19 protein-coding genes and 1 pseudogene are annotated in these 22,932 nt (G+C 62.6%); 6 read left to right on the forward strand and 14 right to left on the reverse strand.

The features are described from left to right. Nucleotides 1–124: 124 nt before the first annotated feature. A complete protein-coding gene (locus tag ACS5Q8_RS02830; protein WP_443693568.1) occupies nucleotides 125–1,015 on the forward strand; it encodes an esterase/lipase family protein in 891 nt (296 codons plus the stop codon). A gap of 113 nt (nucleotides 1,016–1,128) precedes the next feature. On the opposite strand, the gene ACS5Q8_RS02835 is transcribed toward ACS5Q8_RS02830, so the two are convergent. Beyond that, complete coding sequence (locus ACS5Q8_RS02835; RefSeq protein ID WP_426100363.1) at nucleotides 1,129–2,016, reverse strand: DMT family transporter; 888 nt, start codon at nucleotides 2,014–2,016, stop codon at nucleotides 1,129–1,131. 98 nt (nucleotides 2,017–2,114) lie between these two features. On the opposite strand from ACS5Q8_RS02835, the gene ACS5Q8_RS02840 reads away from it, so the two are divergent. The 3 genes from ACS5Q8_RS02840 to ACS5Q8_RS02850 all read left to right on the forward strand — a co-directional run bounded on the left by ACS5Q8_RS02840 (nucleotide 2,115) and on the right by ACS5Q8_RS02850 (nucleotide 4,449). Further along, nucleotides 2,115–2,903, forward strand: a complete 789-nt coding sequence (locus tag ACS5Q8_RS02840; protein WP_276196282.1) for an AraC family transcriptional regulator — start codon at nucleotides 2,115–2,117, stop codon at nucleotides 2,901–2,903. 71 nt (nucleotides 2,904–2,974) lie between these two features. After that, the gene (locus tag ACS5Q8_RS02845) at nucleotides 2,975–3,274 is read left to right on the forward strand and encodes a PsiF family protein (protein ID WP_247400740.1); all 300 of its coding nucleotides are present in this window, start codon (nucleotides 2,975–2,977) and stop codon (nucleotides 3,272–3,274) included. A 161-nt stretch (nucleotides 3,275–3,435) separates the two neighbouring features. Beyond that, nucleotides 3,436–4,449 carry an AI-2E family transporter gene (locus ACS5Q8_RS02850; protein ID WP_276196285.1) on the forward strand — a complete coding sequence of 338 codons (1,014 nt, stop codon included), beginning with the start codon at nucleotides 3,436–3,438 and terminating at the stop codon, nucleotides 4,447–4,449. A gap of 321 nt (nucleotides 4,450–4,770) precedes the next feature. On the opposite strand, the gene ACS5Q8_RS02855 is transcribed toward ACS5Q8_RS02850, so the two are convergent. Further along, nucleotides 4,771–6,039, reverse strand: a complete 1,269-nt coding sequence (locus ACS5Q8_RS02855) for an Hsp70 family protein (protein WP_247400746.1) — start codon at nucleotides 6,037–6,039, stop codon at nucleotides 4,771–4,773. 286 nt (nucleotides 6,040–6,325) lie between these two features. On the opposite strand from ACS5Q8_RS02855, the gene ACS5Q8_RS02860 reads away from it, so the two are divergent. Beyond that, complete coding sequence (locus ACS5Q8_RS02860) at nucleotides 6,326–7,270, forward strand: DnaJ C-terminal domain-containing protein (RefSeq protein WP_276196287.1); 945 nt, start codon at nucleotides 6,326–6,328, stop codon at nucleotides 7,268–7,270. 88 nt (nucleotides 7,271–7,358) lie between these two features. Further along, nucleotides 7,359–12,530: an NEL-type E3 ubiquitin ligase domain-containing protein gene (locus tag ACS5Q8_RS02865; RefSeq protein WP_465159811.1), complete on the forward strand. Its 5,172-nt coding sequence runs from the start codon at nucleotides 7,359–7,361 to the stop codon at nucleotides 12,528–12,530. A gap of 58 nt (nucleotides 12,531–12,588) precedes the next feature. Here ACS5Q8_RS02865 and ureC read toward each other — a convergent pair whose 3' ends face one another. The 12 genes and pseudogenes from ureC to urtA form a co-directional block, all read right to left on the reverse strand. After that, nucleotides 12,589–14,289, reverse strand: a complete 1,701-nt coding sequence (gene ureC / locus ACS5Q8_RS02870; RefSeq protein ID WP_426100359.1) for an urease subunit alpha — start codon at nucleotides 14,287–14,289, stop codon at nucleotides 12,589–12,591. Nucleotides 14,290–14,402: 113 nt separating this feature from the next. Then, on the reverse strand, nucleotides 14,403–14,708 hold the full coding sequence (locus tag ACS5Q8_RS02875; protein WP_465159812.1) for an urease subunit beta: 306 nt from the start codon (nucleotides 14,706–14,708) through the stop codon (nucleotides 14,403–14,405). Beyond that, complete coding sequence (locus ACS5Q8_RS02880) at nucleotides 14,705–15,238, reverse strand: GNAT family N-acetyltransferase (protein ID WP_276196296.1); 534 nt, start codon at nucleotides 15,236–15,238, stop codon at nucleotides 14,705–14,707. Before ACS5Q8_RS02880 ends, ACS5Q8_RS02875 begins: the two co-directional genes overlap by 4 nt. A 5-nt stretch (nucleotides 15,239–15,243) precedes the next feature. Then, nucleotides 15,244–15,756 (reverse strand): GNAT family N-acetyltransferase, encoded by a 513-nt coding sequence (locus ACS5Q8_RS02885; protein ID WP_426100355.1) that lies wholly within the window; start codon nucleotides 15,754–15,756, stop codon nucleotides 15,244–15,246. A 9-nt stretch (nucleotides 15,757–15,765) separates the two neighbouring features. Beyond that, nucleotides 15,766–16,068 carry an urease subunit gamma gene (locus ACS5Q8_RS02890; protein ID WP_010213535.1) on the reverse strand — a complete coding sequence of 101 codons (303 nt, stop codon included), beginning with the start codon at nucleotides 16,066–16,068 and terminating at the stop codon, nucleotides 15,766–15,768. A gap of 147 nt (nucleotides 16,069–16,215) precedes the next feature. Next, on the reverse strand, nucleotides 16,216–17,055 hold the full coding sequence (locus ACS5Q8_RS02895) for an urease accessory protein UreD (protein WP_443693561.1): 840 nt from the start codon (nucleotides 17,053–17,055) through the stop codon (nucleotides 16,216–16,218). A 30-nt stretch (nucleotides 17,056–17,085) separates the two neighbouring features. Further along, nucleotides 17,086–17,784 carry an urea ABC transporter ATP-binding subunit UrtE gene (urtE, locus tag ACS5Q8_RS02900; protein WP_276196302.1) on the reverse strand — a complete coding sequence of 233 codons (699 nt, stop codon included), beginning with the start codon at nucleotides 17,782–17,784 and terminating at the stop codon, nucleotides 17,086–17,088. Between the two features lie 22 nt (nucleotides 17,785–17,806). Beyond that, nucleotides 17,807–17,893, reverse strand: a pseudogene (locus ACS5Q8_RS02905) (outer membrane lipoprotein carrier protein LolA); the annotation flags it as partial. A gap of 25 nt (nucleotides 17,894–17,918) precedes the next feature. Further along, on the reverse strand, nucleotides 17,919–18,767 hold the full coding sequence (gene urtD, locus ACS5Q8_RS02910) for an urea ABC transporter ATP-binding protein UrtD (protein WP_247407980.1): 849 nt from the start codon (nucleotides 18,765–18,767) through the stop codon (nucleotides 17,919–17,921). Then, on the reverse strand, nucleotides 18,764–19,843 hold the full coding sequence (gene urtC, locus ACS5Q8_RS02915) for an urea ABC transporter permease subunit UrtC (protein WP_247407981.1): 1,080 nt from the start codon (nucleotides 19,841–19,843) through the stop codon (nucleotides 18,764–18,766). Before urtC ends, urtD begins: the two co-directional genes overlap by 4 nt. Next, entirely contained in the window at nucleotides 19,843–21,345 is a 1,503-nt protein-coding gene (urtB, locus tag ACS5Q8_RS02920; RefSeq protein ID WP_443693558.1) for an urea ABC transporter permease subunit UrtB, read from the reverse strand. The genes urtC and urtB overlap by 1 nt, the downstream gene beginning before the upstream one ends. 143 nt (nucleotides 21,346–21,488) lie before the next feature. Beyond that, nucleotides 21,489–22,754, reverse strand: a complete 1,266-nt coding sequence (urtA, locus tag ACS5Q8_RS02925; protein WP_276196305.1) for an urea ABC transporter substrate-binding protein — start codon at nucleotides 22,752–22,754, stop codon at nucleotides 21,489–21,491. Between the last annotated feature and the right edge of the window lie 178 nt (nucleotides 22,755–22,932).

Below are 22,932 nucleotides of genomic sequence, written 5' to 3' on the forward strand. Positions count from 1 at the left end.
GCTCCAAGGTGTGAGTCGTGCGCAACGCAAAAAGTTTTATTGGATTTACCGACAGGTGTCATCAGCGCGTCGCCGGATTGGGTTAGCCTGCTCGCATCCTTTCTTGATCAAGGACGTTCGCTTCATGTCGCAGTCGTTAGCCACGCGTTACCCCTTGGTGCTGGTGCCGGGCATGCTGGGGTTTGTGCGCCTGGGATTGTTTCCTTACTGGTATGGCATCGTCCCGGCGCTGCGGGCGGGTGGGGCGCAGGTGTTTGCGGTGCAGGTGGCGCCGCTCGATGCCAGTGAGGTGCGCGGTGAGCAGTTGCTGGTGCAGGTCGAGCGGATTCGCCGCGAAACCGGCGCCGACAAGGTCAACCTGATCGGCCATAGCCAGGGCGCGCTCACCGCGCGTTATGCCGCCGCCAAGCGCCCGGAGTGGATCGCGTCGGTGACGTCGGTGGCCGGGCCCAATCACGGCTCGGAGCTGGCGGATTATTTCCATGCCCATTACCCGATGGACAGCGTCAAAGGCCGGGTCGTCAGCGCGCTGTTTCATCTGGTCGCCGCCGTCATGAGCCTGCTCGAAACCGGCTACCGTGGCCCGCGCTTCAGGGCGGACCTGCACGCCTCGCACCAGTCGCTGACCAGTGCGGGGGTGGCGTTGTTTAATCGTGAATATCCCCAGGGATTGCCGCAGACGTGGGGCGGGCAGGGCGCCGAAGCGGTGAATGGCGTGCGCTATTACTCGTGGTCCGGCACCTTGCAACCGGGTAAGACCGATCGCGGGCGCAACCTGTTCGATGGCACGAATCGCAGTTGCCGCCTGTTCGCCCGCAGCTTCGTGCGTGAGAAGGGCCAGTGCGATGGCATGGTCGGACGCTACAGCTCACACCTGGGCACGGTGATCGGCGATGACTACGCCCTCGACCATTTCGATATCGTCAACCAGTCGCTGGGGTTGGTGGGCAAGGGGGCGCAGCCGATCCGCTTGTTTGTCGAGCATGCGCGGCGGCTCAAGGCGGCTGGGGTGTAGCAGATGCACCGCGTTATCGTTCATCGGGGGCAAGCCCCCTCCCACAGTTGACCGAGGCGCCAGGGCGAACGCGGTCCAATGTGGGAGGGGGCTTGCCCCCGATGAGCGATAGCTCAGGCAACGCCCAGCTTGCGGCCAACCGGCGTGGTCCAGCGCTCCGACAAAATCACCCCGCCCAACGTCAACAGCCCGCCCACCAGGTGATACGGCGCCAACGCTTCCTTCAACACCAGCGCCGCAATCAGCGCGGTAATCAGCGGCAGCAGGTTGAAAAACAACGTGGTGCGGCTCGGCCCCAGGGTTTTGACCGAGTGCATCCAGGCCAACGGCGCGAGCATCGAGGCCAGCAGGCAGGCGTACAGCACCAACGGGATATTCGCCCAGCCCAGCCCGGCTTTTGCCGAAAACAGAAACAGCGGAAACAGCACCACCACCGCCACCAGCACCTGCAAATACAGCAACACCAACGGCGGGAGGCGCAGCTGCCATTTTTTCAGCAGGGTGCTGTAGACCGCGTAGGCCAGGGTGGCGACCAGCATCATCGCGTCGCCCAGGTTGACCCCGTGTTGCAGCAACGCGCCCAGGCTGCCGGACGACACCACCACCACCACGCCGGCGAACGACAGCAGCGCGCCGCTCAGTGCGCCAAACGTCAGGCGTTGGCCGAGGCTGATGATCGCCGCCGTCAACGCCATCAATGGCATCAGCGACAGGATGATGCCCATGTTGGTGGCGCTGGTCAGCGACGCGGCGTAATAGGCCAGGCTTTGATACACCGCCATGCCCAGCACGCCGAGGATAAATATCTTGCCCAGGTTCGGGCGGATGATCGGCCACTGCGCAATCACCGGCTTGAGCATGAACGGGGTAAACAGCAGCGCCGCCAGCAACCAGCGGTAGAAGCCAATTTCAGCGGGGAAGATCGAACCCACGGCCAGTTTGTTGACCACGGTGTTGCCGGCCCAGATGAAAATGGCCAGCAGGGGATACGCGTATTGCATTGAAAGCAGCCCAATGTGTTGATGAGGCGCGATTATCCCCCTGTCTGGATCGAAGCCTATACTGCGATCCAGACAAACGACCTCTGAATCCAGACAACATGCCCCGACACACCGTCCGCCTTGCGGATTTCCCCAGCCTGCCGAGCCCGGTGTACTTCCGTTACTCCGATTTTGCCCCGAACACCGAATGCACCCCGCACCGGCACTTCTGGGGTTCGTTGGATTATTCGGCCAGCGGGGTGATGCGCATGGAAGTGGCCGGCAGCCGCTTTATGTCGCCGCCGCAGTACGCGGTGTGGATACCGCCGGACACCGAGCACAGTTCCTACAATGCCCAGGCAATTGTCTACCGCTCGGTGGGCCTCGCCCCGGCGTTGTGCGCGCAACTGCCCAAGCAGCCTTGTACCCTGGCGATCAGCGATATCCTCAAGGCGATTCTCAGTGACTTCGCCCAGCGTGACGTCAACATCCCCCACACCGAAGCCGATATCCGCCTGGCCCAGGTGTTGGTGGACCAGCTCAAGCAGGCACCGGTCCACGATGGTTTCCTGCCCTACGCGCGCCAATCCGGGCTGCTCGGCGTGCTCGAAGGCATGCAGGCCGAACCGGGGGATAGCCGCCCCTTGGCGCAATGGGCCGAGCAGGTGCATGTGAGCGAACGCACCCTGGCCCGCCAATTTGTGCGCGAGCTGGGCATGAGCTTCGGCGAATGGCGCCAGCGCCTGCGCTACCTGGCAGCCATCGAAGCCCTCGACAGCGAGCGCAGCGTGCAACAGGTGGCCTTCGACCTCGGCTACAGCACCGCCTCGGCGTTTATCGCGATGTTCCAGCGCCACGCCGGCTGTACCCCGGAGCAGTACCGACGGGCAAACATCCGTGGCCGGTGAAGATGTTACAAGGTTTGGCTACACTCGTCGGTAGGCCGTGCCGTCCGGCACGGTAACAGGGAGAAAACTCCATGAAGATGCTGCGAATTCCGTTGTTGATGATGGGCCTGATGCTGTGTTCCCAAGGTTTTGCCGCGACCGCCCAGCAAACTAAAATGACCACCTGCAATGCCGAGGCCACCACCAAGACGCTCAAGGGCGACGAGCGCAAGACCTTCATGAAAACCTGCCTGTCGGCGCCGGCGGCCAATGATGCGAAGACATTGACCCCGCAGCAGCAGAAGATGAAGGATTGCAATGCGTCGGCGAAAACCAAGGCGCTGATTGGCGATGCACGCAAGACGTTCATGAGCACCTGCCTCAAAGGCTGATGGCGATTTCGCGGCCGCTGAAGAGCAAATGTGTGAGGCTGGCTTGCCTGCGATAGCACGCCAGCTCCCACACTTGATCGCATTCACCACCGATCCCCTCGCTTGATTCCGCCAAGGCTGGCAGACTGCCCATCCTTTAACGCCGTTCGTTTTGAGGCTGTATGCCAACGTTTTCTCAGCGTCACGTGTTGTTGCTGGCCAGTTACATCATCATTTTCGGCGGGTTACTGCTGGTTCTGCCGCTGAAGTTACTGCCCAGCCTGCTGGCCGGTCTGTTGGTGTTTGAACTGGTCAACATGCTTACCCCTCAACTGCAACGGCTGATCGAAGGTCGGCGTGCGCGCTGGCTCGCCGTCGCCTTGCTCGGCACCTTGATCGTCAGCGTGTTGGCCCTGATCTTTGCCGGCGCGATCAGCTTCCTGCTTCACGAAGCGGAAAATCCCGGGGCCTCCCTCGACAAATTCATGGGCGTGGTCGACCGCGCGCGCGGCCAACTGCCACCGTTTCTCGATGCCTACCTGCCCGCCAGCGCCGCCGAATTCCGGGTGGCCATTGGCGACTGGATCAGCAAACACCTGAGCGACCTGCAACTGGTGGGCAAAGATGCCGCCCACATGTTCGTCACCCTGCTGATCGGCATGGTGCTCGGCGCGATCATGGCGCTGCAGCGCGTGCCTGACCTGACCAAACGCAAACCCTTGGCCGCCGCGCTGTTCGATCGTCTGCACCTGTTGGTCCAGGCGTTTCGTAACATCGTCTTTGCACAGATCAAGATCGCGGCCCTCAACACCGTGTTTACCGCCGTGTTCCTCGCCGTGGTGCTGCCGCTGTGCGGGATTCACCTGCCGCTGACCAAAACCCTGATCGTGCTGACCTTCCTGCTCGGCCTGCTGCCGGTGATCGGCAACCTGATGTCCAACACCCTGATCACCATCGTCGCGCTGTCGCTGTCGATCTGGGTGGCGGTGGCGGCGCTGGGGTATTTGATCGTGATCCACAAGGTCGAGTACTTCCTCAACGCGCGGATCGTCGGCGGGCAGATCAGTGCCAAATCCTGGGAGTTGTTGTTGGCGATGCTGGTGTTCGAGGCCGCGTTCGGCCTGCCAGGCGTGGTGGCTGGGCCGATTTACTACGCGTATTTGAAGAGTGAGTTGAAGCTCGGTGGGATGGTCTGAGTGTGGGAGGGGCGGTGCGACGATTCGACTTGCCCCCGATAGCGATGTGTCAGTCAATATTCCTGGTGACTGACCCACTGCAATCGGGGGCAAGCCCCCTCCCACAATTTAGATTGCATTTCAAAAGTTGGAGGCGGCGGAGCGGGTCAATCAACTAATGGCAACCCTCCTCAACGCCCAGCCTTGATGCAATCCAATGTGGGAGGGGGCTTGCCCCCGATAGCGGAGTTTCAGTCGATGCAGGTATCAACTGAGCGAATGCCATCGGGGGCAAGCCCCCTCCCACATTTTGATTTTCAGTGCCCGTGAGTTGGGGGCAGATCAGCAGCCGTAGCGCTTGCTCGCCTCAATCGCCAACCCGCTACCGATACTGCCAAAGATATTCCCTTCCACATGCCGCGCATTCGGCAGCATCGCCGAGATGCTGTGGCGCAGCGCCGGAATGCCGCTGGAACCGCCGGTAAAGAACACCGTGTCCACCTGCGCCACGTCCACCGACGCGTCGGTGAGCAATTGGGTGACGCTGTTACGCACGCGCTCGAGCAGCGCATCGATGGCCGACTCGAACAGCGCACGGCTCAGGTCCACGCTCAACCCTGGCTCCACCCGGTCGAGCAGCACATGGCGGCTGTTTTCGTGGGTCAGCTGGATCTTGGTTTCTTCGACTTCCATCGCCAACCAGTGCCCGGCACGCTGTTCGATCAGCTTGAACAGGCGGTCGATGCCGCCGGTGTCTTCGATGTCGTAGCGCATGCTGCCCAACGCCAGCTGGGATTTTTGCGAGTACACCGAGTTGATGGTGTGCCACGTGGCCAGGTTCATGTGGTGGCTGGTGGGCATGTAGGCGCCGCTTTTCATGCGGCTGCCGTAGCCGAACAGCGGCATCATGCCGGCCAGCGAGAGCTGTTTGTCGAAGTCGGTACCGCCGATGTGGACGCCGCCGGTGGCGAGGATGTCGTCGTGGCGGTTGTCGTTGTGACGACGGTCCGGCGACAGGCGCACCAGCGAGAAGTCCGAGGTACCACCGCCGATGTCGACAATCAGCACCAGCTCTTCTTTTTCGATGGTGGACTCGTAGTCGAAGGCCGCGGCAATCGGTTCGTACTGGAACGAGATGTCCTTGAAGCCGATCTTGCGTGCCACGTCGACCAAGGTGTTTTCGGCTTCCTGGTCGGCCATCGGGTCGTCGTCGACGAAAAATACCGGGCGACCCAGCACCACTTCTTCGAACTCGCGGCCGGCAGCAGTTTCGGCACGGCTCTTGAGTTGGCCGATAAACAGCGCCAGCAAGTCGGTGAACGGCATCGCGGTGCCCAGCACGCTGGTGTCATGCTTGATCAGCTTGGAACCCAGCAGGCTCTTGAGCGAGCGCATCAGCCGGCCTTCGTAGTTCTCCAGGTATTCGTGCAGCGCCAGGCGACCGTAGACCGGGCGGCGCTCCTCGAAGTTGAAGAACACCACCGACGGCAAGGTGATTTTGTCGTCCTCCAGCGCGATAAGCGTTTCCATGCCGGGACGAATCCAGCCGACGGTGGAGTTGGACGTGCCAAAGTCGATGCCGCAGGCACGGGCTGGGGATGGGTTTTTCATGTCTATCGGGTTCCGGTTGAAAAACGGCCGCGCAGTGTATGCCACCCGCGCGCAGATGCGTAGGCCGACGATCTGTTAAATAGCCGGCCGCGCGCCTTGAAAGACCAGCGTTTGCCCCCAACTTGTCCAGCATACGGTCGGTGGCTGCAAGGTTATTCGTGCGGTGCCGATAAACTTCTGACGCAGCCATCGGCTTGGGATTGAGTTCAGTCAATCCAAACGCTGCAAACCGGCGCATGCTGTGCCGCTGGCTGTGCGATATCGATGACGGAGGGTGACCCCCCAGATGGACTTTAAAGACTATTACAAGATCCTTGGCGTGGAGCCGACGGCGGACGACAAGGCGATCAAGACCGCCTATCGCAAGCTGGCGCGCAAATATCACCCGGACGTGAGCAAGGAAAAAGACGCCGAAGCCAAGTTCAAGGACGCGTCTGAAGCCTATGAAGCGCTGAAAAGCGCCGACAAGCGCGCCGAGTACGATGAGTTGCGCAAATACGGCCAGCATGGCCAGCCGTTCCAGGGGCCACCGGGCTGGCAGAGCCGTGGCGGCTACAGTGGCGGCGAGGATCAGGGGGATTTTTCGGACTTTTTCAGCTCGATCTTCGGCGCCCGTGGCGACGGCTTCAGCGGCGGTCAGCGCCGCAGTACCGGGCGCAAAGGCCAGGATGTGGAGATGCAACTGTCGGTGTTTCTTGAAGAGACGCTGTCCACCGAGTCCAAGCAGATCAGCTTCCAGGTACCGCAATACGACGCTTCGGGCCGGCATGTCAGCAACACCGTCAAGAGCCTGAACGTGAAGATCCCCTCCGGGGTCACCGACGGGGAGCGCATCCGCCTCAAAGGCCAGGGCGCACCGGGCATTGGCGGTGGGGCCAACGGTGATCTGTACCTGATCGTCAAGTTTGCGCCGCACCCAACATTCGAGGTCGAAGGCGAAAACCTGGTGATCACCGTGCCGGTGGCACCGTGGGAACTGGCGTTGGGCACCGAAGTCGCCGTGCCGACCCTGACCGGCAAGATCAACCTCAAGGTCCCGGCCGGCAGCCAGAACGGCCAGCGCATGCGCGCCAAGGGCCATGGCCTGATGAACAAGGGCGGGCAGCGCGGTTATCTGTTCATCCAACTGAAAGTGGTGATGCCCAAAGAGGCCAGCGAGGAAGTGCTCGGGTTGTGGAAGGCACTGGCCGACAGCGCCGCCTTCGATCCGCGCAAAGGCTGGAACAACTGATCCACCCGGGCAACTGTCTTGCATAGTTAGGCCCAGGCCCGTGGGGGCCATGAATAAGCTGCTCATTTTCACAATGAGGTAGTTTTTCATGGCCCATACCCAAGCCCCGCTTCCTGCGGGAGACCAAGGGCAGCACTACGCAACGCTCGCCAGCCTGATACCGCAGGCACTCGTCAACGCCTCCGCGCACAACCGCGCCGCACTGCGCCAGCTCAGCCCTGAGTTGCCTGGCTGGTACATCTGGACCACCCAGCAGCAAAAAGACACGCTCAAGACCTTTGTCGACGCCAGTTGGAACTCATTGAACCAATGGGAAGCGCAGATGGCAAAGGTCCAGACGGTCACGGCGTTCGCCCAGCCGTTGTTGGAAGCCGCATTAAAAGACGCCGGTTACACGCTGGATGTGCAGCAAACGTATCTGCTGCTGTATGTGCCGGCAGAAGACGCCTTCGGCCGGCAAACGGGCGGGTTCAAGACCAAGACGTTTTCCCTGCTGCAAGCGGCGCTGAACAACTTTGAAGCACCGGAAGCGGCGCCCGGCTTTTTCAACAGTGCTTCAGGTTTCATCACCCGGCCCAACGATGACACCGGTCGTTTTGAGCGTGTCACCACCGCGCTTCCCCTCGATACGTTCGTCACGCTCTGCCGTGAGCTGGACCTGGGCGGTCAGTACCAGGCCTACCTCAATAGCCACCTGCGCTCCGCCAATGTGGTCGACGAGGCGTTGTTGCGCCTGCGCTTTACCCGCTGGAAAAAAGACGCCCTCAAGGTCGCGGCGCACCTCGCGTTGCTCAAGGGGGATATCGGCGCGGATGATTTTGCGTTGCTGTTGAAAGTGGCCAGCGGTGAGCAAAACATCAAGATCGGCGACAAACAGATCTGGTACAGCACGCCCTGCCTGATGCACCTGCGGCTTCAAGGCTGTTTGCTCATCGAGCCGAGCGTGATCCGGCGTTATGGCACCTGGTTTATCGCCTGGTTTCCCGACGATCCGGTCCAGCCGATCAAGCGCTACGAGTCGTTTGCCCAATTCCGCCAGGACATGACGGACCGCCTGACCCACGGCAGCCAAGATGACGACCGATCCAAGGGCATCGAACCCACGCAATACCAGGTGTTTTTCAGCCGTTTTGTGGCCAAAAAGGACCGCCCCTATTACTTTCGCCGGTTGACGGAGTTGGTCGACGACGCGCCGCAGCAGTCATGGGCGGCGCGGTGGATGCGCTCGGAGCGTGGGCAGTTCTGGTCAAAATTGCTCGCGCCGACGCCGTTCACCCAGGTGCTGGGTGACCCCGCCCATACCGTTCGAATCCCCATCAAAGGCCCGAATCTGGATATCAACAGCGACCCGATCAAGGGGCTCTGGAGCATCATCGACCTGTGGGACGAACTCTACGAAAGCCAGCTCGAGCGCTTGCTGGACGATGGGCTCGCCGAAGCCATAACGACCGCGCATGCCGATGCCGCCAACCGCGCCCGCCGCTGGTCGCATTACCTGGGCCTGGGCATGTTGGTGTTGAATACGGTCTCGATGGCGGTGCCGCCATTGGGCTATGCGATGTTGGCGGTGACGGCTGCCCAGTTGCTGTTTGAGGTCTTTGAAGGGGTTCATGAGCTGAGCTCGGGGGACCGCGAGGCCGGCTGGTTGCACGTGGGCGATGTGTTGGAAAACCTGGTGATGCTCGGCGCCGGCGCAGTGGTTTTCCACTTTAGCGTCTCGCCGTTTGTCGAAAGCCTGAAGTTGGTCAAAGTGCCCGGCGGCAAAGTCCGGCTCTGGAAGCCGGACCTGAAACCCTATGTGCGCAACATCAACATCGCGGCGGATTCGCTGCCCTCGGCGGAAGGCTTGCATATCTATGGGCGTGACCAGATTCTGCTGCTCGAAGGCCAGCCCTTGGAGCTGAAAAAAGACCCGTACCCCGGCAAATATCGCATTCAGCATCCGCGGCGCCCCGATGCCTACCAGCCGGAGATCCGTCACAACGGTTCCGGTGGCTGGCACCATGAGATGGAGCAGCCGCTGAGCTGGCAGCCGCCACGCTTGATGCAACGCCTGGGATCGTCCATGGAGGCTTTCAACGACATCGAGCTGGAGCAGATTCGCACGGTCAGTGACGTGGATGACGGCGTATTGCGCCGCGTACACAGCGAAAGCGCGGCGGTCCCGGCCGTGCTTAACGACACGGCCAGCCAGTTTCGGGCCTACGCCGATGCGGTGAAGGTGAGCGAGCTGATTCGCAGCGGCAACCTGTCCAGCCCCTTGGCCCAGTATGCGGTGCCGCTGGCGGTAGAGCTGCCAGAGTGGCCGGCTTCGTGGGCCATTGAAGTGACTGAGGGCTCGGGAGCAGCGACCCAACGTGTTCGGTACGCGCCTGCGGGGCAGTCCGCGACGCAGGTGATCAACATCAGCATGACGGACCTGATGACCGGCAAATTACCCGAACGCATCATCCAGGCGTTCAGTCGAGACCAGGTGGCGCAGATCCTGCGCCAGTTCTATCAGTACATTCCCGTCGATAACGCCGCGCGCATAACGCTGCTTCAATCGGCCCTGGCGGATTTTTCGGTCGGGCAACGCGCGCGGTTGTTCAACAGTTTGTATCACCGTCAGGCGCCTGTCGCCGACTCGGCATTGCAGGTGTTGCAGCGTGATTTCAAAGGTTTGCCGAATGCCATGGGCCGCGAGTTGCTTGACGGTGCACCGACGGCTGAGCTGGCAAGCCTCAAACACACCGGCAAGGTGCCGCTGGCGCTGGCTCAGAAGGCCCGTGGCATGCAGCGCCAGGTGCGCCTGGTGCGCGCCTATCAAGGGCTGTACCTGGAGGCCCTGGTCGGCCCGGACACCGAGACGCTGGTGCTCAACACCCTCGAAGCGCTGCCCGGCTGGCAAGACGACTTGCGGCTGGAGGTGCGCGAACGTGACTACGAGGGCGCATTGCGCGCCAGTGTCGGCCCCGTCGACGCGAGCAGCCGCAAGGTGCTGGTGTGGGTGTCTCCAGGTCGGTATCAGGCGTTCGATGAAGCGGCCAATTCGCTGTACATCATCAACAGTCTCTATGGCTCGATCCAGCATGCTTTGCCTGATGCGCATCGCGTTTCCCTGGGCTTGCCTCACGTCGGGCAGGGGCAACAATTGAAGGCGCTGATCCAGCGACATGCCTTGCCCCGGCCGCAATTACGCAGTCTGTTGCAAATGCTGCCCGAGAGCCGGCCGTTCTTCGTCGCGCCCAGCGTCTTGCCCGGCAATCGCCGTGGCTATCCCTTGAGTGGCCGGGGCGTAGGCCTGGGGGACTGGGATCGCCTCCTTGAGGCGCGCCTGAGCAGCTTGTACCCGGACTTCACCGACGAGGAGGTGATTGCACTGCGGGCGGCCAACGATCCCTACAGCGACCTGTGGCTCAAGGCGCTGGAGCGCGAGTACAAGGTGCTGGATGCCGCGCTGCAACATTGGATGAGCGTACCGATTGAAGGCGTGGGTGAGTTCGGCAGCCCGGCCTACCACGAACAGTTGCTGATGCGCAGCGAGATCGTGCGCGCGCTCAAGGATGCCTGGCGCCGGATCGGCGCCCGGCATTACGACGCCGCCGGGCGCTACCTGGGGCAGAAGATCGAACTGGCGAACAAACCGTTTCACCGGCAACTGCAAAGCCTGCCGGCATTGAGTGCCAACTTTGACCATGTGAGCGGGCTGGATCTGTCGAACTCCGATTTCAGCGATGTAAACGTGCCGTTCCTGTCGCACTTTACCGCCCTGCAAGCCCTGGATATTGCCGCGTGCGAGCTGACTCGACTGCCGCCGCAGATCACGCAGATGTCACGTCTTGGGGTGCTGGAAATGGCGGAAAACCATATCGTTCTGGATGCAGAGGCGGTCGGGCGCTTGAGGCTGATGCGGCATTTACGCGAACTGTGGCTGGATGGCAACCCGTTGGGGCTCGCGCCTGATATCAGCCAAATGCATGAGCTGCGATTGCTCTGGCTGGGCGGCACCGGGCTGACCGACTGGCCTGTAGGCCTCCTTGAGGTGCCACGGCCGCGCTCGTTCGTGCTGGATTTAAGCGCCAACTCCATTGACCGCATACCCGCCGTGGCCCTGGGCTCTGATCAAGCCGGTGTGCTCGCCCGCGCGCGTGTTGACCAGTTGCTTTTGACGCCAGAGGTGCGCAGCACGCTCAGAGGCTATATCGAGTCCGTCGGTATCGACCCGCAGCGGCGCCTACCGCCCGCCGGGACGCAAGACAGTGCGCACTGGATGGCCGGTTTGACGGCGGACGAATGGCAGGCCAAACAGCCGGTCTGGGATGCCGTGGAAGGCGCGCACGGTTCGGAACCATTTTTCGATGAGATCAGAAAGCTGTCGGAGTCGTCCGATGCGCTTTTAGCGCCGTACAAGATCGAACTGACGGCGAAAGTCTGGCGCATGCTCGAGGCTGCCGACGCCGAACCCCGGCTACGCGCAAAACTCTTCCAAATGGCCACGGCGCCGACTACCTGTGTTGACGCCGGCGCCCAACTGTTCAACGCGATGGGGGTCGAGGTACTGCAGTGGGAAGCCCATGCGTCGGGTCGCCCGGAATGGGTCCGGCTTGAACTGCTGGACCTGGCCAAGGGCAAGTCGCGCTTGGAGGAGGTGGGCAGGATCGCCCGCGCCCGCGTGGAAGAACTCAGGGCACAGGGGCGGCCTTTTCCTCGCTACGATGCCGAGGGGAATTTGGTTGCCCAGTACGATGACCAAGGCAACCGGTTACGCACGCTGGATGAGGTGGAGATCCACCTGGCGTATGTCACCGGGCTTGCCCAAAGGCTGGACCTGCCCTGGCAATCCAGGAGCATGCGCTTCAGTGAACCGGACGTGACCCCCAAGATGCTCGATGACGCCTATGAGCGTGTCACGCGCCTGGAGGAGGGCGATCTGCTGCGGGAACAACTGATCGAGCAGGACTTCTGGCGCAACTACCTTGAAGCCACAAACGCCGAGGCGTTTGAGGTGCTGCTCAATAAGAGCCGGGCGCTGGATGATCTGCTGGAAGCGCAGACGGCGTGGGCCACCGATGGCAACCTGTCGGATACGCAAAAGGCCGCACAACGAAAAATCATCGAAACCACCGCCCGCACCCTGGGCAAGCCCGCCAGCGAAATCGCCCCCGGCCAGGTGATGAGTGACGCGCGATACTACGCAGACATTGCCGTGTTGGCCGAGGAAAGTAAAAACATCCTGCGCCGGCTCTGCGACCAGGCGATGGGGCGCAGCGTCGATTGATCATGCGGCGTGCAACGCAACCCTGAACACCTCGGTTTTCAGGGTTGAATCAGCGGCGCTAAAACAAGAAATACCGCTGCGCCATCGGCAGCACGTCCGCCGGTTCGCACCACAGCAACACGCCGTCGGCCTTGACCTGATACGTCTGTGGGTCCACGTCGATGTGCGGCAGGTAGTCGTTGTGGATCAGGTCGGTTTTCTGCACGTTGCGACAGCCCTTGACCACCGCGATCTGCTTCTTCAAACCCAAGGCTTGCGGTAAGCCGGCATCCTCGGCGGCCTGGCTGATAAAGGTCAGGCTGGTGGCGTGCAGGGCGCTGCCGAAGCTGGCGAACATCGGCCGGTAGTGGACCGGCTGCGGCGTGGGAATCGAGGCGTTGGCGTCGCCCATCAGGCTTGAGGCAATCGCGCCGCCCTTGAGGATCAGGGTCGGCTTGATGCCGAAGAATGCCGGGCGCCACAGCACCAGATCAGCCCATTTGCCGACTTCGATGGAGCCGACGATATGGCTGATGCCGTGGGTGATCGCCGGGTTGATGGTGTACTTGGCGATGTAGCGCTTGGCGCGGAAGTTATCGTTGCCGGGGCCGTCGCCGGGCAGGGCGCCGCGCTGTTTTTTCATCTTGTCGGCGGTTTGCCAGGTACGCGTGATCACTTCGCCGACGCGGCCCATGGCCTGGCTGTCGGAGCTGATCATCGAGAACGCGCCGAGGTCGTGCAGGATGTCTTCGGCGGCGATGGTTTCGCGGCGGATGCGGCTTTCGGCGAAGGCCACGTCTTCGGCGATGCTCGGGTCGAGGTGATGGCAGACCATCAGCATGTCGAGGTGTTCGTCGATGGTGTTGCGCGTGAATGGCCGCGTCGGGTTGGTTGAGCTGGGCAGCACGTTGGGGAAACCGCAGGCCTTGATGATGTCCGGCGCGTGGCCGCCGCCGGCGCCTTCGGTGTGATAGGTGTGGATAGTGCGGCCCTTGAGCGCGGCCAGCGTTGTTTCGACGAAGCCGGACTCGTTGAGGGTGTCGCTGTGGATCGCCACCTGCACGTCGTATTGGTCGGCGACGTTCAGGCAGTTATCGATGCTCGCGGGTGTGGTGCCCCAGTCTTCGTGCAGCTTCAAACCGATGGCGCCGGCCTTGACCTGCTCGATCAACGGCTCGGGCAAACTGGCGTTGCCCTTGCCGGTGAAACCGATGTTCATCGGGAACGAGTCGCTGGCTTGCAGCATGCGCGCCAGGTGCCACGGGCCGGAGGTGCAGGTCGTCGCGTTAGTGCCGGTGGCCGGGCCGGTGCCGCCGCCGATCATGGTGGTGACGCCGCTGGTCAGCGCCTCTTCGATCTGCTGCGGGCAGATGAAATGCACGTGGGAGTCGATGCCGCCGGCGGTGAGGATCATGCCTTCACCGGCGATCACTTCGGTGCTGGCGCCGATGGCCATGGTCACGCCGGGCTGGATGTCCGGGTTGCCGGCCTTGCCAATGGCGTGGATGCGGCCGTTCTTGAGGCCGACGTCGGCCTTGACGATGCCCCAGTGATCGATGATTAGCGCGTTGGTGATCAGGGTGTCGACCACTTCATGGGCGAGCAATTGGCTCTGGCCCTGGCCATCGCGGATGACCTTGCCGCCACCGAATTTCACTTCTTCGCCATAGACGGTGAAGTCTTGTTCCACTTCGACAAACAGCTCGGTGTCGGCCAGGCGGACCTTGTCTCCGACGGTGGGGCCGTACATGTCGGCGTAGGCTTGGCGGCTGATTTTCATGTGTGTGAGCCCTGAGAAAAATGTGTTGAATGTGAAATCGCTATCGGGGGCAAGCCCCCTCCCACCTGGGAATGCATTCCAACTGTGGGAGGGGGCTTGCCCCCGATGAGGCGCTAAAGGTCGCCCATGATCCGCCCGGCAAACCCAAACACCCGCCGCCCACCGCCGAAATCGACCAACTCGACGTCGCGACTCTGCCCCGGCTCAAACCGCACCGCCGTGCCCGCTGGAATATTCAGGCGCATGCCCCGGCTCAGCGCACGGTCGAAGGCCAGCGCGTCATTGGTTTCGAAAAAGTGATAGTGCGAGCCCACCTGGATCGGCCGGTCGCCGCTGTTGGCTACGCTCAGGCTGACGGTGCGGCGGCCGACGTTGAGTTCGATGTCGCCAGGCTGGATCTGAAATTCACCAGGAATCATGCAGGTTGCCCCAGGGTCTTGTAGTAGAGGGCGGTCGGGCTGTAGCGCCCGTCCGGGCTTTGGCAGTAATCGGGCAGCTCACCGACCTTGGTGTAGCGCAGCGACTGATAGAAGGCTTCGGCCTCGGAGCCGGCTTCGGTGTCCAGGTACAGCAGGCCGCGCTTGTGTTGGCGCGCGGCGAGTTCCAGGGCTTGCATCAATTGGTGGCCCAGGCCGTGGCGACGGGCGCTGCTGTGTACCAGCAGTTTTTGCACTTCGGCGCGGTTCAAACCGTTGGCTTTCTGGCACAGCGCCAGTTGTACGCTGGCGATCACGCGCTCGTCGCGCACCACCACCCACAGCAACAGGCTGGCGTCTTCGATGCTCGCTTGCACGCCGTGCAAATACGCGCGGGCCTGGGCCTCATCGAAGTCGGCCATGAAGCCGATCGACGCGCCGTGCCTGACCGCATCCAGCAACAGCTCGATCAAGCCCTGGCGATAGTGGGCAAAACTTTCAGCATTGACTCGACGCAGTTGCGCGGCGTTCATCGATCTCACTCCTGGGGCGGTTCGGCGCCCGGATTCAAGGTCAGTTGCATAAAGGTCAGGTCGAGCCAGCGGCCGAACTTGATGCCCACTTGCGGCATCTGCCCGGTGGTGCTGAAACCCAGGCGCTCATGCAGGCGGAGCGAGGCCTGGTTGCCGCTTTCAATGGCCGCGACCATCACGTGTTTGCCGCCGGCGCGGGCGCGTTCGATCAGGGTTTGCATCAGGCGTGGGCCGAGGCCTTTGCCGCGCTGATCGTTGCGCACGTACACCGAGTGCTCGACGCTGTAGCGATAGCCTTCGAAGGGGCGCCAATCGCCGAACGAGGCGTAGCCCGTCACTTCGTGGTTTTCCACCGCGACCAGGATCGGGTAGCGCTGCGCCTGGCGCGCGCTGAACCAGGCCTGGCGGTTGGCCAGGTCCACCAGTTGCTCATTCCAGATCGCCGTGGTGTTCAGCACCGCGTCGTTGTAGATGTCGCGGATCGCGGGCAGGTCGTGCTCGGTTGCATCACGAATCATGGCGGGGCCTCACGCGATGGGTTGGTGGACGGTCACCAGTTTGGTGCCATCGGGGAAGGTGGCTTCCACCTGGATATCCGGGATCATTTCCGGGATGCCTTCCATCACCTGTTCGCGGCTGAGCAGGGTGGTGCCGAAGTGCATCAGGTCGGCCACGGTGCGGCCGTCGCGGGCGCCTTCCATCAGCGCCGCGGAGATGTAGGCGATGGTTTCCGGGTAGTTGAGCTTCACACCGCGCGCCAGGCGCCGTTCGGCGACTAAGCCTGCGGTGAAGATCAGCAGTTTGTCTTTTTCCCGTGGGGTCAGGTCCATGGTTCAAGGTCCTTCATAAAATGCATTCTTAAATACAATGGAGATCAAGTGTGGGAGGGGGCTTGCCCCCGATGGTGGTGGGTCAGTGACAGATGCATTGCCTGACACTCCCCTATCGGGGGCAAGCCCCCTCCCACATTTTGATCTTCATGTGCTCCAGATTCGGGGTGCCACGGCCTCTCGCCCCAGCACCGCCGGGCGCAACAGCCGCCATAAATCAATCAACCAGCCCCGCGCCAGCAGCGCTTCGCTCGCCAGGCAGCGGGCGACCAGCAGGCCGGGCAGTTGGGTCAGGTCGCCGCGCACCGCGTGGGGCAGCGAGCGGCAGTGTTCGAGTAACTCAGGCTCGATATCGCCGGTCAGCAACAAGGTGGCGAAGACCGGTTGCCCGTCCAGGCCGATCGGCGAGTCGAGCAAGCCATCGTCGCCCACAATGCGCTGGCGTTCGTGCCAGAGCAACTGGCCGTCGCGGCGGATGTCCAGGTGCGCTTGAAAGTGCCCGAGGTCGAAGCGCTCGCCGCTGGCCGGGCGGCCCAGGGCGACTACGTCCCAGTAGAACAGCCGCGCATCGCCGTGCAGCGCGATGCGTGTGCTGAGTTCGGCCTGGGCGGCGCTGAACACGATGGTTTCCTGGGGCAGCCATTCCAGGGTGGCGCCGGCCTCGACGCTCAGCTCGAGTTGCTGAAACGCCGGGCCGCTGGCGCGGTACCACTTGGCCGCGCCAGGGCTGGTCAATTGCGCCCAAGCGCCCTCGGCGACGTGGGCGCGGATGTCCAGGCGGTCGCCGCCGGCAATCCCGCCGGGCGGATGCACGATGATGTGCTGGCACACCTCGGGGCCTTCGGCGTACAGGTGTTTTTGCACGCGCAGCGGGCCGAGGTGGCGACGCATCACCGGGCGCGTGGTGTCGCCGAAACGCGCGTAGCCGAGTTCCAGCTCGGCGTGCCAGCTGGGGGTGAACAGGGCAGGGGAAACGGGCAGGTTCATGGCGTGTGCTTGTCGTTAGGAGGCTACAGATTAGATGGTTACGAGACCGCGCACACCGTCGCTTTCCATATTTTCTCCACGGCCTTGCTGGACGATTTCACCGCGCGACATCACCAGGTACTGGTCGGCCAGTTCGGCGGCAAAGTCGTAGAACTGCTCCACCAACAGAATCGCCATGTCGCCACGGGCCGCGAGTTTCTTGATCACCGCCGCGATCTCCTTGATCACCGACGGCTGGATGCCTTCGGTCGGCTCGTCGAGAATCAACAGGCGCGGGCGGCTCGCCAGCGCGCGGCCAATCGCCAACTGCTGTTGCTGGCCACCGGACAAGTCACCCCCACGGCGGTGCTTCATTTGCAGCAGCACCGGGAACAGTTCATAGATAAACGCCGGGACTTCCCGGGCTTCGGCGCCGGGGAAGCGCGACAGCCCCATCAGCAGGTTTTCTTCCACCGTCAGCCGCCCGAAAATCTCGCGCCCCTGGGGCACGTAGGCGATCCCGGCGTGTACGCGCTGGTGCGGCTTGAAGCCGGTGATGGCCTTGCCTTCCCAGTTCACCGCGCCCTCTTTGGCGGGCAGCAGGCCCATCAGGCACTTGAGCAGGGTAGTCTTGCCCACGCCGTTACGGCCGAGCAGGCAGGTGACTTCGCCGATCTTCACGTCAAAAGACAGCCCGCGCAGGATGTGGCTGCCGCCGTAGTATTGGTGCAGCTTGTCGACTTGCAACATATCCAAAATCTCCTCAATTCCCTGTAGGAGCGAGCTTGCTCGCGAAAAACCTGAGGGCGCCGCGTGCATTCAGGCTGCCCGCGTTATCGTTAACGATTTTCGCGAGCAAGCTCGCTCCTACAGAAAAAGCGAACTCAGCGCCCGAGGTACACCTCGATCACGCGCTCGTTTTCCTGCACCTGTTCCAGCGACCCTTCGGCCAGCACGCTGCCCTGGTGCAACACGGTCACATGGTCGGCAATCGAACCGACAAAGCCCATGTCGTGCTCCACCACCATCAGCGAGTGCTTGCCCGCCAGGCGCTTGAACAGTTCGGCGGTGAATTCGGTTTCGGCGTCGGTCATGCCCGCCACCGGTTCGTCGAGCAGCAACAGTTGCGGGTCTTGCATCAGCAGCATGCCGATTTCCAGGAACTGCTTCTGGCCGTGGGACAGCAGGCCGGCCGGGCGCTGCACCGAGGCGGTCAGGCGGATGGTGTCGAGCACTTCATCGATGCGGTCTTTCTGCTCGCCGCTCAGGCGTGCGCGCAGGCTGGCCCACACCGACTTGTCGGTCTTCTGCGCCAGCTCCAGGTTTTCGAACACGCTCAAGGCTTCGAACACCGTGGGTTTCTGGAACTTGCGGCCGATGCCGGCCTGGGCGATCTGCACTTCGCTCATCGCGGTCAGGTCGAGGGTTTCACCGAACCAGGCGTTGCCGTGGCTGGGCCGGGTCTTGCCGGTGATCACGTCCATCAGCGTGGTTTTGCCCGCGCCGTTGGGGCCGATGATGCAGCGCAACTCGCCGACGCTGATGTACAGGTTCAAGGCGTTGAGTGCCTTGAAGCCGTCGAAGCTGACGCTGATGTCTTCCAGGGTCAGGATCGTGCCGTGGCGCGTGTTGAGGCCCGTGCCGGCGGCCTGGCCGATGCCGATCGCATCGCGGCCGCTGCCGGCGTCGAGAATAGGTTCGAGCATAAATTCTGCGGTCGCCGTGACTCTCATTGTTCACCCCGTTTCTTCAACAGCCCGATCACGCCCTTGGGCAAATACAGGGTGACGATGATGAACAGCGCCCCCAGGAAGAACAGCCAATACTCCGGGAACGCCACGGTGAACCAGCTCTTCATGCCGTTCACCACCCCGGCACCGAGCAGCGGCCCGATCAAGGTGCCGCGCCCACCCAAGGCCACCCACACGGCGGCTTCGATGGAATTGGTCGGCGACATTTCGCTGGGGTTGATGATGCCCACCTGCGGCACGTACAGCGCCCCCGCCAGGCCGCACAGCACCGCGCTCAACACCCACACGAACAGCTTGAAGCCACGCGGGTCGTAGCCGCAGAACATCAGGCGGTTCTCGGCATCGCGCAAGGCGGTCAGTACCCGGCCGAACTTGCTGCGGGCCAGGCGCCAGCCGATGTACAGGCTGCTCACCAGCAACAGCACGGTGGCCACAAACAACGCCGCGCGCGTGCCCGGTTCGGTAATACCGAAGCCGAGGATGCTGCGGAAATTGGTAAAGCCGTTATTGCCGCCGAAGCCGGTCTCGTTGCGAAAGAACAGCAGCATCCCGGCGAAGGTCAGGGCCTGGGTCATGATCGAGAAATACACGCCCTTGATCCGCGAGCGAAAGGCGAAGAAGCCGAACACCAGCGCCAGCAACCCCGGCGCCAACACCACCAGGCACAAGGCCCAGAGGAAGTGCTCGGTGCCGACCCAGTACCAGGGCAATTCGGTCCACGACAAGAAGGTCATGAACGCCGGCAACTCATCGCCGGAGGCCTGGCGCATCAGGTACATACCCATGGCGTAACCGCCGAGGGCGAAGAACAAGCCGTGGCCGAGGGACAACATCCCGGCGTAACCCCACACGAGGTCGAGCGCGAGCGCCACGATGGCATAGCAGAGAATCTTGCCCACCAACGTCAGCGTGTAAGCCGAGACGTGCAGCGGATTGTCCGGCGACAACAGCGAACACAGCGGCAGGGTCAGCAGCAGGATCAGGATCACAGCGCCGACGGCAATCGTCAGCTTGGGGCCGGCCTTTTGTGTGGCCGTGAGCATCAATGGCTGGTTCATCAGTCGATCACCCGTCCTTTCAGTGCGAAGAGGCCTTGCGGGCGTTTCTGGATAAACAGAATGATCAGCGCAAGGATCAGGATCTTGCCGAGCACGGCGCCGATCTGCGGTTCGAGGATCTTGTTGGCGATCCCCAGGCCGAACGCGGCCATCACGCTGCCGGCCAATTGGCCGACACCGCCGAGTACCACGACCAGGAAGGAATCGATGATGTAGCTCTGGCCCAGGTCCGGGCCGACGTTGCCGATCTGGCTCAGCGCCACGCCGCCCAACCCGGCGATGCCGGAGCCCAGGCCAAACGCGAGCATGTCCACGCGCCCGGTGGGCACGCCGCAGCAGGCGGCCATGTTGCGGTTCTGGGTGACGGCGCGCACGTTGAGGCCCAGGCGCGTCTTGTTCAGCAGCAGCCAGGTCAGCACCACCACGCACAGGGCGAAGGCGATGATCACGATGCGGTTGTACGGCAGCACCAGGTTGGGCAGCACTTGAATGCCGCCGGACAGCCAGGCGGGGTTGGCCACTTCGACGTTCTGCGCGCCGAACACCAGGCGCACCAGTTGGATCAGCATCAGGCTGATGCCCCAGGTGGCGAGCAGGGTTTCCAGGGGGCGGCCGTACAGGTGACGAATCACCGTGCGCTCCAGGGCCATGCCGATGGCGGCGGTGACGAAAAACGCCACCGGCAGCGCGATCAGCGGGTAGAACTCGATGGCGTGCGGCACGTAGCGCTGCATCAGCAACTGCACCACATAGGTGGAATACGCGCCGAGCATCAGCATCTCGCCGTGGGCCATGTTGATCACGCCCAGCAGGCCGAACGTGATCGCCAGGCCCAAGGCCGCGAGCAACAGGATCGAACCGAGGGACATGCCGCTGAAGGCCTGGCCGAGGATCTCGCCCAGCATCAATTTGCGTTTGACCTGGGCCAGGCTGGTCTCGGCGGCGGTATGCACCGCAGCGTCGGTTTCCACGCCGGGGGCGAGCAGGGTTTCGAGGCGTGTGCGGGCCAGCGGGTCGCCGGTGCTGCCGAGCAAGCGCACGGCGGCGAGGCGCACCGCCGGGTCGGCGTCTACCAATTGCAGGTTGGCCAGGGCCAGGCTGAGGGCGGTGTGGACGTCTTCGACGGTTTCGGCGGCGACGCGCTGGTCGAGGAATTTGAGCTGCGCCGGTTGCGCGGTTTTTTGCAGGGTTTGCGCGGCCGCGAGGCGCACCTTGGGGTCGGCGGCGAGCAGTTGCTGGCTGGCCTGTACGTTGTCGATCAGACCGCGCAGGCGGTTGTTCAGGCGCACGGTCTTGGTTTCGCCATTGACCGTGAGTTGGCCTTGTTGCAGGGCGTCCACCAACTCGATGCGCGCCGGGTCGGGCTGGGCGGCCCAGTCCTGGAGCAGTTTGGCTTGTTGTGTCGGGTTGGCGGCAAGGAAATCTTCGGCGTCACCGGCGTGTGCGCCGAAAGGCAGCAACAGCAGGGCCGTGAGGATGAAGCGGTAGACGGCAGTGGGCATAACAAAATGTCCTGAGCATGCACGGGTCGGCTTTATGTGGGAGGGAGCTTGCCCCCGATAGCGATGTGTCAGGCAATGCATGTGCTGACTGATCCACCGCTATCGGGGGCAAGCCCCCTCCCACAAGGGTCCGTGGCGGGGCTTTAGTTACTTTTCACGGCGTAATCAGGTTTCTTGTCGTTGCCGGGGATGTACGGGCTCCATGGCTGTGCGCGGATCGGTTCCTGGGTCTGCCAGACCACCGAGAACTGCCCGTCGGCCTGGATCTCACCGATCATCACCGGCTTGTGCAGGTGGTGGTTGGTCTTGTCCATGGTCAGGGTGAAGCCCGACGGCGCGGCGAAGGTCTGGCCGGCGAGGGCTTCACGCACTTTGTCGACGTCGGTGGACTTGGCCTGCTCCGCCGCCTGTGCCCACATATGAATGCCCACGTAGGTGGCTTCCATCGGGTCGTTGGTCACGGCTTTGTCCGCGCCCGGCAGGTTGTGTTTCTTGGCGTAGGCTTTCCAGTCGGCGACGAACTTGGTGTTCACCGGGTTCTCCACTGACTGGAAGTAGTTCCAGGCAGCGAGGTTGCCCACCAGCGGCTTGGTGTCGATGCCGCGCAGTTCTTCTTCGCCCACCGAGAAGGCCACCACCGGCACGTCGGTGGCCTTCAGGCCCTGGTTGGCCAGTTCCTTGTAGAACGGCACGTTGGAGTCGCCATTGACGGTGGAGATCACCGCCGTCTTGCCGCCGGCGGAGAACTTCTTGATGTTGGCGACGATGGTCTGGTAATCGGCGTGGCCGAACGGGGTGTAGACCTCTTCGATGTCTTTATCCGCAACGCCCTTGGAATGCAGGAACGAGCGCAGGATCTTGTTGGTGGTGCGCGGGTACACGTAGTCGGTGCCCAGCAGGAAGAAACGCTTGGCGCTGCCGCCTTCTTCGCTCATCAGGTATTCCACCGCCGGGATCGCCTGTTGGTTCGGCGCCGCACCGGTATAGAACACGTTCGGCGACATCTCTTCGCCTTCGTATTGCACCGGGTAGAACAGCAGGCCGTTGAGCTCTTCGAACACCGGCAACACCGATTTGCGCGACACCGAGGTCCAGCAGCCGAATACCACGGCGACCTTGTCCTGGGTCAGCAACTGCCGGCCTTTTTCGGCGAACAGCGGCCAGTTCGACGCCGGGTCCACTACCACAGGCTCCAGCATCTTGCCGTTCACACCGCCCTTGGCGTTGATCTCGTCGATGGTCATCAGCGCCATGTCTTTGAGCGAGGTTTCGGAGATGGCCATGGTGCCGGACAACGAATGCAGGATGCCGACCTTGATGGTCTCGGCGGCCTGCACGGTCCAGGTCATGCCCATGGCGGCAATCGATGCTGTGAGTGTGAAAGCCTTGATCAAGCTGCGACGCTTCATGGTGCGATCTCCGTGAACTCGATGTTGTTATGAGGGCGTTGCACAGGCTTTTGCAAAGGCTGTGCCGAGGTGCGTATTCGCGGGGGCGCGTGCAGCGATGCACATGCGTTGAGGGGCATCGGTGCACCAGTTCGGCGCCGTTACGGGCGCGCCGTGCACGCTCGCGCACCCTAAAGGG

It is taken from the genome of Pseudomonas sp. PAMC25584, from assembly GCF_058135675.1.

Coding starts and splice junctions, on each gene's coding strand:
- urtD (WP_247407980.1), bottom strand. CDS start 18,767: ATGAGAGTCACGGCGACCGCAGAATTTATGCTCGAACCTATTCTCGAC.
- ACS5Q8_RS02895 (WP_443693561.1), bottom strand. CDS start 17,055: ATGAACCTGCCCGTTTCCCCTGCCCTGTTCACCCCCAGCTGGCACGCC.
- ACS5Q8_RS02830 (WP_443693568.1), top strand. CDS start 125: ATGTCGCAGTCGTTAGCCACGCGTTACCCCTTGGTGCTGGTGCCGGGC.
- ACS5Q8_RS02855 (WP_247400746.1), bottom strand. CDS start 6,039: ATGAAAAACCCATCCCCAGCCCGTGCCTGCGGCATCGACTTTGGCACG.
- ACS5Q8_RS02875 (WP_465159812.1), bottom strand. CDS start 14,708: ATGATTCCTGGTGAATTTCAGATCCAGCCTGGCGACATCGAACTCAAC.
- ureC (WP_426100359.1), bottom strand. CDS start 14,289: ATGAAAATCAGCCGCCAAGCCTACGCCGACATGTACGGCCCCACCGTC.
- ACS5Q8_RS02885 (WP_426100355.1), bottom strand. CDS start 15,756: ATGATTCGTGATGCAACCGAGCACGACCTGCCCGCGATCCGCGACATC.
- urtE (WP_276196302.1), bottom strand. CDS start 17,784: ATGTTGCAAGTCGACAAGCTGCACCAATACTACGGCGGCAGCCACATC.
- ACS5Q8_RS02890 (WP_010213535.1), bottom strand. CDS start 16,068: ATGGACCTGACCCCACGGGAAAAAGACAAACTGCTGATCTTCACCGCA.
- urtA (WP_276196305.1), bottom strand. CDS start 22,754: ATGAAGCGTCGCAGCTTGATCAAGGCTTTCACACTCACAGCATCGATT.
- urtC (WP_247407981.1), bottom strand. CDS start 19,843: ATGAACCAGCCATTGATGCTCACGGCCACACAAAAGGCCGGCCCCAAG.
- ACS5Q8_RS02840 (WP_276196282.1), top strand. CDS start 2,115: ATGCCCCGACACACCGTCCGCCTTGCGGATTTCCCCAGCCTGCCGAGC.
- ACS5Q8_RS02850 (WP_276196285.1), top strand. CDS start 3,436: ATGCCAACGTTTTCTCAGCGTCACGTGTTGTTGCTGGCCAGTTACATC.
- ACS5Q8_RS02835 (WP_426100363.1), bottom strand. CDS start 2,016: ATGCAATACGCGTATCCCCTGCTGGCCATTTTCATCTGGGCCGGCAAC.
- ACS5Q8_RS02860 (WP_276196287.1), top strand. CDS start 6,326: ATGGACTTTAAAGACTATTACAAGATCCTTGGCGTGGAGCCGACGGCG.
- urtB (WP_443693558.1), bottom strand. CDS start 21,345: ATGCCCACTGCCGTCTACCGCTTCATCCTCACGGCCCTGCTGTTGCTG.
- ACS5Q8_RS02880 (WP_276196296.1), bottom strand. CDS start 15,238: ATGAACGCCGCGCAACTGCGTCGAGTCAATGCTGAAAGTTTTGCCCAC.
- ACS5Q8_RS02845 (WP_247400740.1), top strand. CDS start 2,975: ATGAAGATGCTGCGAATTCCGTTGTTGATGATGGGCCTGATGCTGTGT.
- ACS5Q8_RS02865 (WP_465159811.1), top strand. CDS start 7,359: ATGGCCCATACCCAAGCCCCGCTTCCTGCGGGAGACCAAGGGCAGCAC.